Below are 17,549 nucleotides of genomic sequence, written 5' to 3' on the forward strand. Positions count from 1 at the left end.
CTGGTTCAGCAGTGTCATGGATCAACCAAGCCTACTGCAAGCGCAAAAAAAGGCCGCCTGTAACGGCGGCCTTTATCGCTAAGCGGTTGGGGGATCAAGCGCCTTGGCGCTTGTCCTCGACCTTCCACTTGCCACCGTCATAGAACGCCTTCCAGCCGGTAGGCTTGCCCTCGACCTCAGTCTGCACGTACTGCTCCTTGGTCTTGCGGCTGTAGCGGATTACCGCCGGACGACCATCCGGGTCCTTCTTCGGCGCTTCGCAGAGGAAGTGGTACTTCGGATCAATCTCGTCCTTGTGGGGCACGATCTCGATCACCAGTGGCGCACGGGTCTCACGGTTTTTCGGGAACTGGCTGGCGGCCAAGAACAGGCCCGAAGCGCCGTCACGCAGAATGTAAGTGTCGTTGACCTTCTCACACTTGAGCTCAGGCATCTTCACCGGGTCCATTTTCGGCGGCGCCGCGTCACCGCTTTTCAGCAGTTTGCGGGTGTTCTTGCAGGTAGGGTTGGTGCACCCGAAGAACTTGCCGAAGCGGCCGGTCTTGAGCTGCATCTCGCTGCCACACTTGTCGCATTCCAGGCTCGGACCTTCGTAGCCCTTGATACGGTAAGTGCCCTCCTCGATCTCATAGCCGTTGCAATCCGGGTTGTTACCGCAGATGTGCAGCTTGTGCTTCTCGTCCAGCAGGTAGGCGTCCATCGCCGTGCTGCAGATTGGGCAGCGATGCTTGCCACGCAGTACCAGCGACTCGGACTCGCCCTCGTCATCGGCAGCGATTTCATCGCCCGGCACCAGGTTGACGGTCGCCTTGCAGCGCTCTTTCGGCGGCAGGCTATAGCCCGAGCAACCGAGGAACACACCGGTGGAAGCAGTACGAATCTGCATCGGGCGCCCGCAGGTGAGGCACGGAATATCCGTCATCACCGGCTGGTTGGCGCGCATGCCACTCTCCGGGCTTTCGGCTACTTCGAGCTTCTTCTTGAAGTCGCCATAGAACTCGTCGAGTACATTTTTCCAGTCGCGTTCGCCTTGGGCCACGTCATCGAGGTGCTCTTCCATGCCGGCGGTGAAGCCGTAGTCCATCAGGTTGGAGAAGCTCTCCGACAGACGCTCAGTGACGATATCGCCCATCTTTTCCGAGTAGAAACGACGATTATGCAGTGCAACGTAACCACGGTCCTGGATGGTGGAAATAATCGCCGCGTAGGTCGAAGGACGACCGATGCCGCGTTTCTCCATCTCCTTGACCAGGCTGGCTTCCGAATAACGGGCCGGCGGCTTGGTGAAGTGCTGGCTCGGATCAAGCTTGATCAGCTTCATCGCGTCGCCCTGGGCCATGTCCGGCAGTACATCGTCGTCGCCCGGCTTGGCAATTTGCGGCATGACGCGGGTGTAGCCGTCGAACTTGAGGATACGGCCCTTGGCCCGCAGTTCGAAGTCCCCGGCACCGACACTGACGGTGGTCGACAGGTATTGCGCCGGCAGCATCTGGCAGGCGAGGAACTGACGCCAGATCAGCTCGTAGAGGCGCTCAGCGTCACGCTCCATGCCGGTCAGCTTGCTTGGCTCGGTGTTGGCATCAGAAGGACGAATCGCTTCGTGAGCCTCTTGTGCGCCTTCCTTGCTGCTGTAGACGTTAGGTTTTTCCGGCAGGTACTTCTTGCCGAACTCACCTTCAATATAGGTACGCGCCATCGCGACCGCATCCAACGACAGGTTGGTGGAGTCGGTACGCATATACGTGATGTAGCCCGCTTCATACAGACGCTGGGCCATCATCATGGTCTTCTTCACCCCGAAGCCCAGGCGGTTACTCGCGGCCTGTTGCAGGGTGGAGGTGATGAACGGTGCCGATGGCTTGCTGCTGGTAGGCTTGTCTTCACGCTTGACGATGCTGTAGCTGGAAGACTTGAGCTTCTCCAGCGCGGCCATGGCCTGGGCTTCGTTGAGTGGCTTGAACGCCTCGCCTTTCTCGCGGGCCACTTCAAAGCGCACGTTCGCGCCTTTGGCAGTGCCGAGGTCGGCATGGACTTCCCAGTACTCTTCGGGGTTGAACGCACGAATCTCGCGCTCACGCTCCACCACCAGCTTCACGGCAACCGATTGCACACGACCGGCAGACAGGCCACGGGCGATCTTCGCCCATAGCAACGGCGAGACCATGTAGCCCACGACGCGGTCGAGGAAACGACGGGCCTGCTGGGCATTGACGCGGTCGATGTCCAGTTCGCCCGGCTTGGAGAAGGCTTCCTGGATCGCCTTCTTGGTAATTTCGTTGAACACCACGCGCTTATAGCGGCTGTCGTCACCACCGATGGCTTCCCGCAGGTGCCAGGCAATGGCTTCCCCTTCGCGGTCCAAGTCGGTTGCGAGATAGATGGTGTCAGCATCTTTGGCGAGCCGGCGCAGCTCTTCGATGACCTTTTCCTTGCCTGGGAGGATCTCGTACTTGGCTTTCCAGCCATGATCGGGATCGACACCCATGCGCGAGACCAGCTGCTTGCGCGCTTTCTCTTTAGGCGTGAGCACCGGACCTTCGCCCGCAGCCGCCTTGCCGCGCTTGGCGGCAGGCTCCTTGCTGGCGCTAGCCGAACCGCTGGTGGGCAGGTCTCGGATATGGCCGATACTCGACTTCACCACGTACTCGTTACCCAAGTACTTGTTGATGGTCTTGGCCTTAGCCGGGGATTCCACAATGACCAGCGATTTGCCCATGGATCGGAAAATTCCTGAATTCGAGAAGTGAAAGGCGGTTGGCGCCTGACGCGGCAACGCTATATATAGTGGCAACAAGGTGAGGTCAAGCGCAGCATTCTGCGCAGACTGCCTTTATTGCGCTGAAAAAAGGCTGGGTTCGACCTGGATCAAAGCAAAGCGCGGGACCTGTTCGCCGTCAACCTCGACAGTCTCCAGGAACATGCTCAAGGGACGCACCCAAAAGCCGTAATCGCCATACAGTGCTTGGTAGAACACCACTTCTTCTTCGGTTTCAGAGTGCCGCGCCACATTAAAAACGCGGTACTGCGGACCTTTATAATGTTGGTAGAGCCCTGGTTCGACTTTCATGCTCTGGCCCTCTCACAAAAATTGTTAAAAAAAAATTACAAATTCTTCCAAAAAACAAAAACCGGGGCACTGGGCCCCGGCTTCCGTCAACCGAACGCTTAGATGCGTTCGAAGACGGTAGAGATGCCTTGGCCGAGACCAATGCACATGGTAGCAACCCCAAGGTTGCCGCCATTTTGCTTCATCACGTTAAGCAACGTGCCGGAGATACGAGCACCGGAACACCCGAAGGGGTGACCCAAGGCAATCGCGCCGCCGTGCAGGTTAACCTTCTCGTTCATCTTGTCGAGTACTTTCAAATCTTTCAGCACTGGCAGGGCCTGTGCGGCGAAAGCTTCGTTGAGCTCGAAGAAGTCGATATCGGAGATGGTCAGGCCCGCGCGCTTCAATGCTTTTTGTGTGGCCGGTACTGGACCATAGCCCATGATGGCCGGATCCACACCCGCCACTGCCATCGAACGAATCACCGCCATCGGCTGGATACCCAGGTCCTGGGCACGCTGGGCCGACATCACGATCATGCACGAGGCACCGTCGGTGATCTGCGACGAAGTACCGGCTGTCACGGTGCCGCCCTTTGGATTGAAGGCAGGTTTGAGGGCCGCCAGGCTTTCCAGGGTGGTATCCGGACGAATGGTTTCGTCATAGTCGAACAGCTTCAGGAAACCGTTCTCGTCGTAGCCGTTCATCGGGATGATTTCATCCTTGAACTTGCCTTCCACGGTCGCCTTGTGGGCCAGCTGGTGGGAGCGCAGGCCAAAAGCGTCCTGGGCTTCACGGGTAATGCCGTGCATCTTGCCGAGCATTTCTGCGGTCAGGCCCATCATGCCCGAGGCTTTCGCCGCGTACAGGGACATGTGCGGGTTAGGATCAACGCCGTGCATCATGCTGACATGGCCCATGTGCTCCACGCCGCCGACCACGAATACATCACCGTTGCCGGTCATGATCGCTTGTGCAGCAGTGTGCAGCGCGCTCATCGAGGAGCCACACAGACGGCTGACGGTCTGGCCGGCAGCGGTGTGCGGGATCTGGGTCATCAACGACGCCATGCGTGCGATGTTCCAACCCTGTTCCAGGGTCTGGTTCACACAGCCCCAGATCACGTCTTCGACTTCGTTAGGGTCAACCTTGACGTTGCGCTCAAGCAACTTGCTGATCAGGTGTGCCGACATGTCTTCGGCACGGGTGTTGCGGTGCATGCCGCCCTTGGAGCGGCCCATCGGAGTACGACCGAAGTCGACAATCACGACGTCTCTTGGATTCAAGCTCATAAATATTCTCGCTCTAGTCGTCTGGGCACTTAACCGAAGAAGCTCTGGCCGTTTTTGGCCATCTCACGCAGCTTCGCAGTCGGGTGGTACAGCGGGCCCAAATCAGCGTATTGATCAGCCAGGGCAACGAACTCGGCTACACCGATCGAATCGATGTAACGCAGCGCACCACCACGGAACGGAGGGAAACCAATACCGTAGACCAGGCCCATGTCGGCTTCGGCTGCGGTTTCAACGATGCCGTCTTCCAGGCAACGCACGGTTTCCAGGCACAAAGCGATCATCATCCAGTTGATGATGTCCTCGTCGGACACTTCACGCTGTTCGTAGACAATCGGCTTGAGCACTTCCAGCACCGATGGGTCGGCAACTTTCTTCTGCTTGCCCTTCTTGTCGGTCTCGTAAGCGTAGAAACCTTTGCCATTCTTCTGGCCCAGGCGCTTGGCTTCGTAGAGCGCATCGACAGCCGAACGACGATCGTCTTTCATGCGGTCCGGGAAGCCTTCAGCCATCACGTCACGACCGTGGTGGCCGGTGTCGATACCGACCACGTCCATCAGGTACGCCGGGCCCATCGGCCAGCCGAACTTTTCCATGACCTTGTCGATACGGACGAAGTCCACACCGGCGCTGACCAGCTTGGCGAAACCGCCGAAGTACGGGAACAGCACGCGGTTGACGAGGAAGCCCGGGCAGTCGTTGACGACGATCGGGTTCTTGCCCATTTTCTTGGCGTAGGCAACGGTGGTTGCCACTGCCAGTTCGCTGGACTTCTCGCCACGGATGACTTCCACCAGCGGCATCATGTGCACCGGGTTGAAGAAGTGCATGCCGACGAAGTTTTCCGGACGCTTGAGGGCTTTGGCCAGCAAGGTGATGGAAATGGTCGAGGTGTTCGAAGCCAGGATCGTGTCTTCTTTGACCTGGGCCTCAACTTCAGCCAGTACTGCCTGCTTGACCTTCGGGTTCTCGACAACCGCTTCGACCACCAGGTCGACATGGCCGAAATCGCCGTAGGACAGCGTAGGACGAATGCCGTTAAGCACTTCAGCCATTTTCGCAGCGGTCATGCGACCTTTATCAACGCGGCCCACCAGCAGTTTCGCGGCTTCTGCCAGACCCTGCTCGATCCCGTGTTCATTGATGTCTTTCATCAGGATCGGCGTGCCTTTGGACGCCGACTGATAGGCGATACCGCCGCCCATGATACCGGCACCGAGTACGGCAGCCTGTTTCACGTCACGGGCGATTTCGTCGTAGGCCTTGGCCTTTTTCTTCAGTTCCTGATCGTTCAGGAACAGACCGATCAAGCTCTGGGCTGCCGAGGTCTTGGCCAGTTTGACGAAGCCCGCCGCTTCGATTTCCAGAGCTTTGTCGCGACCGAAGTTCGCAGCCTTCTGGATAGTCTTGATCGCTTCAACCGGCGCCGGGTAGTTCGGACCGGCTTGGCCAGCCACGAAACCTTTGGCGGTTTCGAACGACATCATCTGTTCGATGGCGTTGAGCTTGAGTTTTTCCAGCTTTGGCTGGCGCTTGGCCTTGTAATCGAATTCGCCGCTGATGGCGCCTTTGATCAGGTTCAGTGCCGCTTCTGCCAGCTTGTCGGGAGCAACCACGGCATCGACAGCGCCGACTTTCAGCGCGTCTTCAGCACGGTTTTCCTTGCCGGCGGCAATCCACTCGATGGCGTTGTCGGCACCGATGATGCGCGGCAGGCGCACGGTACCGCCAAAGCCTGGGTAGATGCCCAGTTTGACTTCCGGCAGGCCGATTTTCGCAGTGGCAGACATCACACGGAAGTCCGCGGCCAGGCACATTTCCAGACCGCCGCCCAGGGCGATGCCATTGATCGCGGCAACGGTCGGCACGTTGAGGTCTTCGAAATCGCTGAAAATCTTGTTGGCTTCGAGGTTGCCAGCCACAAGCTCGGCATCGGGCAGCTTGAAGTTGTCGACGAATTCGGTGATGTCAGCGCCGACGATGAACACGTCCTTGCCGCTGGAGACGATCACACCCTTGACCGATGCATCTGCTTTGATGGTGTCTACGGCCTGACGCAGTTCGTTCAGGGTTAGACGGTTGAACTTGTTGACGGACTCACCCTTGAGGTCGAATTTCAATTCGACGATGCCACTTTCAAGAGCCTTAACCGTGATGGCTTTACCTTCGTAAATCATCAACTGATCTCCACGATATGGAAGCTGAACAGTACACGTTGGACGCTGGCCGCAGGTTCAGCAGGGACGTTACCGTCGATGCTACGCCAATCCGCCAGGCACACCCGTCAACGCGATAGTCGGGATTCTGTAAGAGCGGTCTGAAATACAAACGCTCAATTCATACGCCCGTTTGATTTGGGTACGCCACCTTCATCCAAATTCGGGCAATTGTCAATCGCTCGAAAGAGCAGGCAAAACGCGACTTTTCAGTCATTTCAGAACCCACGCTATCCATCAGCGCTTCGCCAATGTTTAAGCATTCACCCAATCAATAGTAGGAAAATTCGCGCTAAAACCTGTACAGGCCAGAATATCCGGCTAGGCTAGGGCAACCTTGGTAAGGGAGTATGAACGCGCAGGTGAACACCTCGCGTGATTGAGCGACCTGGCTAGTGACGAATTACCGGCCTGCCTGGCCAACTCCAGCCCGATGTTGATATCGGGCTTTTTATTGCCTGGCTTTCTGTGGGCACGAATCAGGCCAGAGCCTTGAGCAAGGACGCGATGTCCTGCAAAACACTCGCCTCGCCCTTCTCGCCCCAATACAAGGCGATCATTTGCTTGTCTGCTTCGACCTTGTAGACGTTGGCCGGCAGCGTCGCAAAATATGGCAACAACTTTTCATCAACGCAGACTTCCTGCCACTGATTGACCCATATTCCCGGCTCCAACTGCCAATAACTCCAGCATTGAGGCTTATTGCCCCGCCGTGGCCGGCAATACTGTGCACAGGGGCTCGGCGGCTCCTGCTTGAGCCAGTGGGGCCACTCCTGGGGCGCCAGCTGCATGGCCAGGCCGATGCGGCGCGCCTCCATGCGCAGGGCCATGCGCCCGCTCTGATGGCGCGAGGGACGCAACCATGCCAGAGGACTCAAGACCACCACAAGGATTGACACCACTATCCAGACCGTCATATGTGTACTCCCGAATTCTTGATGAGCGGATTTGACCTGACACCCCCATCCGCCTGAAAAACCAGCCATACTGAACCTATTGCAGTCCCCTGGAGGAACTCCCCATGTCATACGAACATATTCTGGTCGCCGTGGACCTGACCGAAGAGTGCGATCCAGTGATCAAGCGCGCACGAGCCTTTGCGGTCGCCAGCGGCGCAAAACTATCGTTGGTGCATATCGTCGAGCCAATGGCCATGGCGTTTGGTGGCGACGTGCCCATGGACCTTTCCCAGTTACAGCAACAACAATTTGATCAGGCCAAAGAACGCCTTGAACGATTGATCCTTAAATACCCTGAAGTGACGAAGGAAAACTCCCACCTCACCTACGGCCAGCCCCGCCAGGAAATCCACCACCTGGCCAAGGAACAAAACTGCGACCTGATTGTGGTCGGCAGCCATGGCCGTCACGGCCTGGCCTTGCTGCTGGGCTCCACTGCCAACGATGTACTGCACGGCGCACCGTGCGATGTGCTGGCGGTGAAGCTGGTGAAAGCCCCTTAAGTACAACGCATATCAAATGTGGGAGCGGGCTTGCTCGCGAAAGCTGTCTTTCAGTTGATGCGTCTGGTGACTGACACACCGCTTTCGCGAGCAAGCCCGCTCCCACATTTGGATCGCATTTCATATAAAAAAGCCCGGCGCTCACAGGAATGAACGCCAGGCTTTTTAGTGCTGCAGGATCAATCAGGCATCCAGCTCGGCCCAACGATCAACCAGCACTTCCAGCTCCTGGTTCAAGGTTTCCAGGGATGCGATGACTTTGGCGGTTTCAGCCGCAGGACGCAGGTAGAAACCCGAGTCAGCCATTTCTGCTTCAACAGCAGCGATCTGCTTTTCCTTGGCGTCGATATCACCCGGCAGCGCTTCCAACTCACGTTGAAGCTTGTAGCTGAGTTTCTTCTTCGCAACAGGCGCATCCTGGACCGGTGCAGGTGCTGCAACCGGCGTGACCACGGCAGAGTTCAAGTCAGCCTTGCCGGATTTGCTCTCGGTCACGCCCAGCAGGCGCGGCGAGCCGCCCTGACGCAGCCAGTCCTGATAACCACCCACGTATTCGCGCACCTTGCCTTCACCTTCGAAGACCAGGGTGCTGGTGACCACGTTGTCGAGGAATGCCCGGTCGTGGCTGACCATCAGCACGGTGCCGTTGAAGGTCAGCAAGACCTCTTCCAACAATTCCAGGGTTTCAACATCGAGGTCGTTGGTCGGTTCATCGAGCACCAACAGGTTGGCCGGCTTGCTGAACAGCTTGGCCAGCAGCAGGCGCGCACGCTCACCACCCGACAGCGCCTTGACCGGCGTACGGGCACGTTGCGGGCTGAACAGGAAGTCGCCCAGGTAGCTCAGTACGTGGCGGCTCTGGCCGTCGATATCGATAAAGTCGCGACCTTCAGCAACGTTGTCGATGACGGTTTTTTCCAGGTCCAACTGATGACGCAACTGGTCGAAGTAGGCCACATCGATCTTGGTGCCCTCTTCCACTTTACCGCTGGAGGGCTGCAGGCCATTGAGCATCAGCTTGAGCAAGGTGGTCTTGCCGGTACCGTTGGCACCGAGCAGGCCGATCCGGTCGCCGCGCTGCAGGACCATGGAGAAGTCCTTGATCAGGAACGGGCCACCCGGGTGAGCGAAGCTCACGTTTTCCAGGACCATTACCTGCTTGCCTGACTTATCGGCAGTGTCGAGCTGAATGTTGGCTTTGCCGGTGCGCTCACGGCGCTCGCTACGCTCATTGCGCAGGGCTTTGAGGGCACGTACGCGGCCTTCGTTACGGGTACGACGCGCCTTGATGCCCTGACGGATCCAGACCTCTTCCTGGGCCAGCTTCTTGTCGAACAACGCGTTAGCGGTATCTTCAGCGGCCAGCGACGCTTCCTTGTGCACCAGGAAGCTGGCGTAATCGCCGTTCCAGTCGATCAGGCCGCCGCGATCCAGTTCCAGAATGCGCGTCGCCAGGTTTTGCAGGAAAGAACGGTCGTGCGTGATAAACAGCACGGCGCCCTGGAAATCCTTGAGGGCTTCTTCAAGCCAGGCAATAGCGCCGATGTCCAGGTGGTTGGTCGGTTCGTCGAGCAGCAGCAGGTCTGGTTCAGAAACCAGTGCCTGCGCCAGCAGGACGCGACGACGCCAGCCGCCGGACAATTCGGCGAGGGTCTTGTCGGCCGGCAGCTGCAGGCGGCTCAGGGTACTGTCGACCAATTGCTGCAGGCGCCAGCCGTCACGGGCTTCGAGGTCGTGCTGGACATGCATCAGCTTGTCCAGGTCTTCTTCGGTGACGCAGTTCTGCGCCAGGTGATGGTATTCGGCGAGCAGTGCGCCCACGCCGTCGAGGCCTTCGGCGACCACGTCGAACACCGTCCGCTCGTCGGCCACCGGCAATTCTTGCGGCAATTCGCCGATCTTGAGGCCCGGGGCGCGCCAGACAGAGCCCTCATCGGCCTTCTGATCACCTTTTACCAGCTTCATCATGCTGGACTTGCCGGTGCCGTTGCGGCCGATGATGCACACCCGCTCACCACGGGCGATCTGCCAGGACACCTTGTCCAACAACGGCATAGCGCCGAAAGCAAGGGACACATCGCTGAATTTGAGCAGGGTCATGAGCTTCTCCAAAAACTGGGCGCGCATTCTACCTGACTTAGGGCCTGAGGCGGCCGGCATTTTCGCGGCCGACACGTTCTGTAGGACATTTCTAATGAACTTGAACGAAGCGACCGGCAAAGCTTTCACCGGCTACGAGCAAAAGGCTAAGCTAGGGGCAATCAGTGTCGGCACTGTCGGCACTAGTCCTGATTCCTCTGCACGGACGTCTCATGCGCAGTCGCCTTTTTAACTTTTTATCTTGTCTGCTCCTTTCTGCCACCGCCGTTCAATCTGCCCAGGCCGTGGATCTGACCACCCAACGCCAGTATTACGATGAAGCCAAGCGCGCATTGGCCAAGGGTGACAGCGGCCCCTACATGCAATACAGCCAGGCCTTGGCCGATTATCCGTTAACGCCTTATCTGGCCTACGACGAACTGACCGCGCGCCTGAAGTCTGCCAGCAACCAGGAAGTCGAACAGTTCTTCGCCAAAAACGGCGACCTGCCCCAGGCCAACTGGATGAAGTTGCGCTGGTTGCGTTGGCTGGCGGAGCGCGGCGACTGGCAAACCTTTGAAAAGTACTACGACGCGAAACTCAACTTCGTCGAGCTGGACTGCCTCCACGGCCAGTATCAGTTGAGCCACAACCTAAAGGCCGAAGGTTACAAAACGGCTGAAAAACTGTGGATGACCGGCAAATCTCAACCGGCCGCCTGTGATGCCACCTTTGGCCAATGGGCCGCTGATGGCCAACTGACCGAACAGAAAATCTGGGACCGCGCCAAGTTAGCCGCCGAAGCCCGTAACTACGCGCTGGCCAACAGCCTGGTAAAAACCTTGCGCACCCTCGGCCCTCAGGGACGCTTGATGGTGGACGTGGCGCAAAAACCCGACATGCTCAGTGATTCATCACGTTTCCTGCCGGCTAGCGAGGCAATGTCCGACGCGGTCGGCCTCGGGCTTCGTCGCCTGGCACGTCAGGATCCCGACAAGGCCATGGCCCTGCTCGATGGCTACGCCAGCAGCATGCACTTCTCCCGTGACGAAAAAGTGTCCATCGCCAGGGAGATCGGCCTGACCCTGGCACGACGTTTCGACTCCCGCGCCCTGGACGTAATGACCAAATACGACCCGGAACTACGGGACAACACCGTTTCCGAATGGCGCCTGCGCTTGCTGCTGCGCCTGGCTCGCTGGGAAGACGCCTACCAGTTGACCCGCAAGTTGCCGCAGGACCTGGCCACCACCAACCGCTGGCGCTACTGGCAAGCCCGCAGCCTTGAACTGGCGGAGCCGAAGAACCCGCAAGCCCTGGTGCTGTACAAAGGCCTGGCGAAAGAACGGGACTTCTATGGCTTCCTCGCGGCGGATCGCTCCCAAGCACCGTACCAGTTGAACAACAAGCCACTGGTGATGAGCCAGGCGCTGATCAATAAAGTGCGTAACACCCCTGGCGTTCGCCGTGCGCTGGAGTTCTACGCCCGAGGCCAGATCGTCGACGGGCGCCGCGAGTGGTACCACGTCAGCCGCCACTTCAACCGCGACGAAATGGTCGCCCAGGCCAAACTGGCCTACGACATGAAGTGGTATTTCCCGGCAATCCGCACCATCAGCCAGGCGCAATACTGGGATGACCTGGACATCCGCTTCCCGATGGCCCACCGCGACACCCTGGTGCGCGAAGCCAAGGTTCGCGGCCTGCACTCAAGCTGGGTGTTTGCCATTACTCGCCAGGAAAGCGCCTTCATGGACGACGCCCGCTCCGGCGTCGGCGCCAGTGGCCTGATGCAACTGATGCCCGGCACCGCCAAGGAAACCGCACGTAAGTTCAGCATCCCGCTGGCGTCACCTGCGCAAGTACTGGACCCGGACAAGAACATCCAGCTCGGCGCCGCCTACCTGAGCCAGGTCCACAGCCAGTTCAACGGCAACCGCGTGCTCGCGTCCGCCGCCTATAACGCCGGCCCAGGTCGCGTGCGCCAATGGTTGCGCGGTGCTGATCACCTGAGTTTCGACGTGTGGGTGGAAAGCATCCCCTTCGACGAAACCCGCCAGTACGTACAGAACGTGCTGTCTTATTCGGTGATCTACGGCCAAAAACTCAATGCGCCACAGCCGCTGGTGGATTGGCATGAACGGTATTTTGATGATCAGTAAGCGTCAGGCTTGATGCTGAAAATGCCCGCATTGAAAGATGCGGGCATTTTTTATGGACGGCGATTTAGTGTGGATGGGTTTCCCTGGCTCCATCACTGAACTGCAATGCCGCCAACCGCGCATACAGCGGGTTACTGGCAATCAACTGCTGATGCGTGCCCACCGCCACCAACTTGCCCTGATCCATCACCGCGATCCGGTCGGCGTTTTTCACCGTGGCCAAACGGTGAGCAATAACCAGCGTAGTACGGCCCTGCATCAGGCTGGGCAAGGCTTGCTGGATCAGGTGCTCACTCTGGGCATCGAGGGCGCTGGTGGCTTCATCCAGCAACAGAATCGGCGCGTCCACCAGCAGAGCCCGGGCAATCGCCAGGCGCTGGCGTTGGCCGCCGGAGAGGCCCATGCCGCCGTCGCCCAAGTGAGTCTGATAGCCATCGGGCATTTGCAGGATGAAGTCGTGGGCGTGGGCGATGCGCGCAGCCTCCTCGACCTGAGCAAAGGTGGCCGATGGATTGCCGTAGCGGATATTTTCTTCGACGCTGCCGAAGAACAGCGCAGGACTCTGGGAGACCAGGGCGAAGCAACGGCGCAGGTCCAGCGGGTCGAGGTCGGTCAGGGCGTGGCCTTCCAGCAGCACCCGACCTTGCTGAGGGTCGTAGAAGCGCAGCAGCAGGTCGAAAACCGTCGACTTGCCCGCGCCGGACGGGCCGACCAACGCAAGGGTTTCGCCCGCATTGATCGTCAGACTCAAGCCATCGACAGCAAAGCGATCCGGACGCGAAGGGTAGGAAAAATGCAGGTCCTGCAGTTCCAACCGACCGCTGACCCGCGCTGGTAACGTGATCGCGCCCTCAACAGGCGCCTGAATCTCATTGCCTGACTGCAGCAGCTCGGCAATCCGTTCTGCCGCCCCCGCCGCCCGCTGCAGTTCGCCGATCACTTCGCTCAAGGTGCCAAAGGCGCTGCCGACAATCAGGCTGTAGAACACAAACGCCGCCAGCTCTCCCCCGGAGATGCGCCCGGCGATCACGTCCATGCCGCCGACCCAGAGCATCACACCCACGGCGCCCAGCACCAGCATGATCACCAGGGTAATCAGCCAGGCCCTCTGCACGATGCGTTTGCGGGCAGTCGTGAATGCCTCTTCCACGGTGACCGCGAAGCGCTGCTCGTCCTGCACCTGGTGGTTATAGGCCTGTACCGTCTTGATCTGGCCGAGCGTCTCGGACACGTAGCTGCCCACATCAGCGATACGGTCCTGGCTCTGACGCGACAGGCTGCGCACTCGGCGGCCGAAAATCAGGATCGGCGCCAACACCAGCGGCAACGCCACCACGACAATGCTGGTGAGCTTGGGATTGGTGATGAACAGCAGCACGATCCCACCGATCACCATCAACGCGTTGCGCAGAAACAGGGACAGCGACGAGCCGATCACCGATTGCAGCAACGTGGTATCAGCGGTCAGGCGGGACTGGATTTCCGAGCTGCGATTGTTTTCGTAAAAACCGGGGTGCAGGTAGATCAGGTGATTGAACACCTGCCGGCGAATATCCGCCACGACGCGTTCGCCGATCCACGATACCAAGTAGAACCGCGCAAAGGTACCCACCGCCAGGCCAAGTACCAGAATCATAAACAAAGCGATGGACTGGTTGAGCAGATGCGGCGACTGAGTCATGAAGCCCTGGTCCACCAACAGCTTGATGCCTTGCCCCATGGACAAGGTGATACCGGCGGTGACGATCAGTGCCAACAAGGCACCCAGCGCCTGCCAGCGGTAAGGGGCAACAAAGCGGGTGGCCAGGCGAATGGCGCGGCGTTGACGGGCTGAGAGCATGGAGAGCATCACCTGAAGGGTACAACCCCAAGCCTACACTGCAATCCGATGGAACTTGGGTAAATCATAATGAGTCAGGTTAATTATGCCCGGCAGCGCTAGCGCGTAGACGTTATCGGTCTAATACACGGCTGGAAATTCCCAAAGGTTTCTGCTGGACTGGGCATTCGAACCGCCACCTTGTACGGATTTGTCACAGCTTGGTCATGCGGGGGTTTTAGAGTCGGTACACAACCTGATGAGGAGACAGGCTATGTCCTTGCAAAATAGCAGCAATGCCAAAATTGAAGTGATCCGCCAGCCACAGGATCTGCCTTGCTCGTATATCGATGCCCAAGGCCGTGAGGTGCAGATTACTGAAGAGATGGTCCAGGACGCATGCCGCGAACTGGAACAGAAATTGGTCAAGCCTGCCCAGCAAGGCTGAATCGCCCAACCCCTTTCAAACCCGACCTTGATGGCCGGGTTTTTTATGGCCTCAAATTGCCTGTGCGCCCAACGCTGACACAATGTTCGACAGAGTGGCCGACTCTCCACCGATCCGCACTTTCAACCCGTCAATCTCACGCCGCTCGGGGTAATGCTTGCGCAGCAGGTCAAACGCCTTACGCTGCTCTTCCACCGTTCCTACCAGGCTACGGCGGAAATCCGCATCATCACGGCGCGGGTCGTAGACGCTGCGGCACAGGGTCGCCAAGGCCCAGGCAGGGTCGACATTGACGTTGAGACTGACTTCGGCCAGCCACGGTTCAGGCAGCAAATCACTGAGTTGAACAGTCGGCTCCTGGCCAAGATGCCGGCAAAACGCCTGGTAAATCTGCGCGGTGCCACGCTGCTTGCCATCCAGGCTGTAACCCGCGATGTGCGGGGTGGCCAATACACACAGGTCAGCCAAGTCGACATCCACCTGCGGCTCGCCTTCCCAGACATCCAGCACCGCTTGCAGGTCCTCGCGCTCAAGCAGCACGTCCCTGAGGGCCGCGTTATCCACCACGGGACCACGGCTGGCGTTGATCAGCCACGCGCCAGGCTTGAGCTGGTTCAGGCGCTGGCGATCAAACAGGTGCCAGGTAGAACCATTGCCGGATTTGTTCAGCGGTGTATGCAGGCTGATGACGTCGCATTGCTCGACGATCTGCTCGAGGCTGACGTAATCACCGCCCTCGGCGGCCTGCCGTGGCGGATCGCAGACCAGCACGTTCCAGCCCAGCCCCCTGAGGACCTTGATCAACCGCCCGCCGACTTCACCGGCCCCCACGACACCATAGGTGCGTTGGCCGAGGTCTGCGCCTTCGATCTCGGCCAGGGTCAGCAAGCTACCCAGCACATAGTCGACCACCCCCCGGGCGTTGCAGCCGGGCGCGCTGGACCACTGGATGCCGGCGCGCTGGAAATAGTCGAGGTCCAGGTGATCGGTGCCGATGGTGCAGGTTCCGACAAAACGCACGGGGGTGCCTTCGAGCAATGCGCGGTTGACGTTGGTCACCGAGCGCACCAGCAGCACATCCGCCTGCTCAATGGCGGCGCGGTCGATGGAGCGGCCGGGAACGCGGCGAATCTCGCCAAACCCTTCAAAAAACGCATCGAGTAGCGGGATATTTTCGTCGGCAACAATCAGCATGGCAGGCTCCTTTCGCGGATCAGCAGTGTACAGGGATCAGGGATGGAATGAGATTGGTCGAACAATGCCGATCCCTTGTGGGGCCCTGGGTTGCCTGGGAGGCTGCTTACAAATCCGCAACACAGGTTTTTTCCTGACCGACCCGTCAAAGCGTAGAATGCGCCGTCCTGCGCTCCCCCTTTTTGGACACCCTGCACGTGAACACTGCCACCACCCCCCTCACCCGTCCCGCCCGCGTCAGCCTGGAAGTACGCAACCTGCTGGCCCTGGCGCTGCCGATCATGATCGGCCAACTGGCGACCACCGCCATGGGCTTTGTCGACGCGGTGATGGCCGGACGCGTCAGCGCCCGGGACCTGGCAGCCGTCGCACTGGGCAACTCGATCTGGATCCCGGTGTACCTGCTGATGACCGGCACCTTGCTGGCCACCACCCCCAAAGTCGCCCAGCGCTTTGGCGCCGGTCAACACAGTGAGATCGGCCCGCTGGTGCGCCAGTCGCTGTGGCTGGCACTGGTGGTCGGGATGACCGCCCTGCTGTTGCTGATCAGTGCCGAACCGATCCTGCATGCCATGAATGTCGATCCCGAACTGATCAAGCCCTGCATGGGTTACCTGCACGGCATCGCCTCGGGCATGCCGGCGATTGCGCTGTATTACGTGTTGCGTTGCTTCAGCGATGGCCTGGGCCGCACGCGGCCGAGCATGGTCTTGGGCCTGTGCGGGCTGGCGCTGAATATTCCACTGAACTACGTGTTCATCTACGGCCATTTCGGCGTGCCGGCAATGGGCGGTATCGGTTGCGGCTGGGCCACGGCGATTGTGATGTGGGTGATGATGCTCGGCCTGGCCGGCTGGACCCGCTGGGCGCCGGTCTATCAGGCGAGTGAGTTGTTCAAGCGCTTCGACTGGCCACAATGGTCGGTGATCAAACGCGTGTTGAGCATCGGCCTGCCGATCGGCATTGCGATCTTTGCCGAATCGAGCATCTTCGCAGTGATCGCCCTGCTGATCGGCAGTCTGGGTGCCACCGTGGTGGCCGGCCACCAGATTGCCCTGAACTTCAGCTCGCTGGTGTTCATGATCCCCTACTCCCTGAGCATGGCCGTCACCGTGCGGGTGGGCCAGGCCCTGGGCCGCAGCGAACCCCGGGAAGCGCGCTTCGCGGCGGGTGTGGGGATGGGCACGGCGCTGGCGTATGCCTGCCTGTCCTGCAGCCTGATGCTGCTGTTTCGCGAACAGATAGCCGCGATCTATACCTCGGACCCGCTGGTGCTCCAGGTGGCCGCGATGCTGATCGTGTTTTCGGCGTTGTTCCAGTTTTCCGACGCGATCCAGGTCACGGCCGCCGGCGCGTTGCGCGGCTATCAGGACACGCGGGTGACCATGGTCCTGACGTTGTTTGCCTATTGGGGCGTGGGGTTGCCGGTAGGGTATGTGTTGGGGCTCACGGACTGGCTGGGTGAGGCCAGTGGCCCAAGCGGCTTGTGGCAAGGTCTGATTGTCGGCTTGAGCTGCGCAGCGGCGATGCTGGTGATCCGCCTGACACGCAGTGCGCGTCGGCGGATTCGAGTGGCTTAAGCGGACTTCTTGCGAATCCAGTACAGGTAAGTCCCGGCCTGTTCCTGCTGCCCCACCAGTTCATGGTCAAGGAACACGCAGAACTTGGGGATATCGCGGCGGGTCGAGGGATCGGTCGCGATGACCTTGAGCAAACCACCAGGTGCCAGGTCGCGGATGTGCTGGTGCAGCATCATGACCGGTTCCGGGCAGTTGAGGCCGGTGGCGTCGAGGGTGCCGTCGACGGGGGTGTCAAACATGTCGCTCAT

At 59.4% G+C, this 17,549-nt stretch carries 13 protein-coding genes; 4 read left to right on the forward strand and 9 right to left on the reverse strand.

The features are described from left to right. Positions 1 to 94: 94 nt before the first annotated feature. The 5 genes from topA to J7E41_RS15085 all read right to left on the reverse strand — a co-directional run bounded on the left by topA (position 95) and on the right by J7E41_RS15085 (position 7,474). On the reverse strand, positions 95 to 2,716 hold the full coding sequence (gene topA / locus J7E41_RS15065) for a type I DNA topoisomerase (protein ID WP_214993986.1): 2,622 nt from the start codon (positions 2,714 to 2,716) through the stop codon (positions 95 to 97). 114 nt (positions 2,717 to 2,830) lie between these two features. After that, positions 2,831 to 3,067, reverse strand: coding sequence for a DUF1653 domain-containing protein (locus J7E41_RS15070; RefSeq protein ID WP_010176359.1), 237 nt, complete (start codon positions 3,065 to 3,067; stop codon positions 2,831 to 2,833). Between the two features lie 98 nt (positions 3,068 to 3,165). Next, complete coding sequence (gene fadA / locus J7E41_RS15075) at positions 3,166 to 4,341, reverse strand: acetyl-CoA C-acyltransferase FadA (RefSeq protein ID WP_003218978.1); 1,176 nt, start codon at positions 4,339 to 4,341, stop codon at positions 3,166 to 3,168. A gap of 29 nt (positions 4,342 to 4,370) precedes the next feature. Further along, positions 4,371 to 6,518, reverse strand: coding sequence for a fatty acid oxidation complex subunit alpha FadB (gene fadB / locus J7E41_RS15080; protein WP_214993987.1), 2,148 nt, complete (start codon positions 6,516 to 6,518; stop codon positions 4,371 to 4,373). Positions 6,519 to 7,036: 518 nt separating this feature from the next. Next, the gene (locus J7E41_RS15085) at positions 7,037 to 7,474 is read right to left on the reverse strand and encodes a hypothetical protein (protein WP_214993988.1); all 438 of its coding nucleotides are present in this window, start codon (positions 7,472 to 7,474) and stop codon (positions 7,037 to 7,039) included. A gap of 104 nt (positions 7,475 to 7,578) precedes the next feature. On the opposite strand from J7E41_RS15085, the gene J7E41_RS15090 reads away from it, so the two are divergent. Next, a complete protein-coding gene (locus J7E41_RS15090; protein ID WP_214993990.1) occupies positions 7,579 to 8,019 on the forward strand; it encodes a universal stress protein in 441 nt (146 codons plus the stop codon). A 183-nt stretch (positions 8,020 to 8,202) separates the two neighbouring features. Here J7E41_RS15090 and J7E41_RS15095 read toward each other — a convergent pair whose 3' ends face one another. Then, entirely contained in the window at positions 8,203 to 10,119 is a 1,917-nt protein-coding gene (locus tag J7E41_RS15095; RefSeq protein ID WP_214993992.1) for an ATP-binding cassette domain-containing protein, read from the reverse strand. 212 nt (positions 10,120 to 10,331) lie between these two features. Between J7E41_RS15095 and J7E41_RS15100 the strand changes: the two genes are divergently transcribed. Next, entirely contained in the window at positions 10,332 to 12,260 is a 1,929-nt protein-coding gene (locus J7E41_RS15100) for a transglycosylase SLT domain-containing protein (protein WP_214993994.1), read from the forward strand. Positions 12,261 to 12,324: 64 nt separating this feature from the next. On the opposite strand, the gene J7E41_RS15105 is transcribed toward J7E41_RS15100, so the two are convergent. After that, positions 12,325 to 14,109 (reverse strand): ABC transporter transmembrane domain-containing protein, encoded by a 1,785-nt coding sequence (locus tag J7E41_RS15105; RefSeq protein ID WP_214993996.1) that lies wholly within the window; start codon positions 14,107 to 14,109, stop codon positions 12,325 to 12,327. 244 nt (positions 14,110 to 14,353) lie between these two features. On the opposite strand from J7E41_RS15105, the gene J7E41_RS15110 reads away from it, so the two are divergent. Beyond that, on the forward strand, positions 14,354 to 14,527 hold the full coding sequence (locus J7E41_RS15110; RefSeq protein WP_214993997.1) for a PA1571 family protein: 174 nt from the start codon (positions 14,354 to 14,356) through the stop codon (positions 14,525 to 14,527). Positions 14,528 to 14,578: 51 nt separating this feature from the next. Here J7E41_RS15110 and pdxB read toward each other — a convergent pair whose 3' ends face one another. After that, complete coding sequence (gene pdxB / locus J7E41_RS15115) at positions 14,579 to 15,721, reverse strand: 4-phosphoerythronate dehydrogenase PdxB (RefSeq protein ID WP_214993998.1); 1,143 nt, start codon at positions 15,719 to 15,721, stop codon at positions 14,579 to 14,581. A gap of 197 nt (positions 15,722 to 15,918) precedes the next feature. Between pdxB and J7E41_RS15120 the strand changes: the two genes are divergently transcribed. Further along, positions 15,919 to 17,301 (forward strand): MATE family efflux transporter, encoded by a 1,383-nt coding sequence (locus J7E41_RS15120; RefSeq protein ID WP_214993999.1) that lies wholly within the window; start codon positions 15,919 to 15,921, stop codon positions 17,299 to 17,301. Here the strand turns inward: J7E41_RS15120 and tusA are convergent. After that, positions 17,298 to 17,549 (reverse strand): sulfurtransferase TusA, encoded by a 252-nt coding sequence (gene tusA / locus J7E41_RS15125; RefSeq protein ID WP_214994000.1) that lies wholly within the window; start codon positions 17,547 to 17,549, stop codon positions 17,298 to 17,300. The genes J7E41_RS15120 and tusA overlap by 4 nt on opposite strands.

It is taken from the genome of Pseudomonas fluorescens (genome assembly GCF_018614655.1).
Lineage (GTDB): Bacteria > Pseudomonadota > Gammaproteobacteria > Pseudomonadales > Pseudomonadaceae > Aquipseudomonas > Aquipseudomonas fluorescens_BX.

Bases quoted from the DNA above. Each gene is read 5' to 3' on its own strand.
- J7E41_RS15110 (WP_214993997.1), top strand. From the start codon at position 14,354: ATGTCCTTGCAAAATAGCAGCAATGCCAAAATTGAAGTGATCCGCCAG.
- tusA (WP_214994000.1), bottom strand. From the start codon at position 17,549: ATGAGCGACATGTTTGACACCCCCGTCGACGGCACCCTCGACGCCACC.
- topA (WP_214993986.1), bottom strand. From the start codon at position 2,716: ATGGGCAAATCGCTGGTCATTGTGGAATCCCCGGCTAAGGCCAAGACC.
- J7E41_RS15100 (WP_214993994.1), top strand. From the start codon at position 10,332: ATGCGCAGTCGCCTTTTTAACTTTTTATCTTGTCTGCTCCTTTCTGCC.
- fadA (WP_003218978.1), bottom strand. From the start codon at position 4,341: ATGAGCTTGAATCCAAGAGACGTCGTGATTGTCGACTTCGGTCGTACT.
- J7E41_RS15070 (WP_010176359.1), bottom strand. From the start codon at position 3,067: ATGAAAGTCGAACCAGGGCTCTACCAACATTATAAAGGTCCGCAGTAC.
- J7E41_RS15090 (WP_214993990.1), top strand. From the start codon at position 7,579: ATGTCATACGAACATATTCTGGTCGCCGTGGACCTGACCGAAGAGTGC.
- J7E41_RS15105 (WP_214993996.1), bottom strand. From the start codon at position 14,109: ATGCTCTCCATGCTCTCAGCCCGTCAACGCCGCGCCATTCGCCTGGCC.
- J7E41_RS15095 (WP_214993992.1), bottom strand. From the start codon at position 10,119: ATGACCCTGCTCAAATTCAGCGATGTGTCCCTTGCTTTCGGCGCTATG.
- fadB (WP_214993987.1), bottom strand. From the start codon at position 6,518: ATGATTTACGAAGGTAAAGCCATCACGGTTAAGGCTCTTGAAAGTGGC.
- J7E41_RS15085 (WP_214993988.1), bottom strand. From the start codon at position 7,474: ATGACGGTCTGGATAGTGGTGTCAATCCTTGTGGTGGTCTTGAGTCCT.
- pdxB (WP_214993998.1), bottom strand. From the start codon at position 15,721: ATGCTGATTGTTGCCGACGAAAATATCCCGCTACTCGATGCGTTTTTT.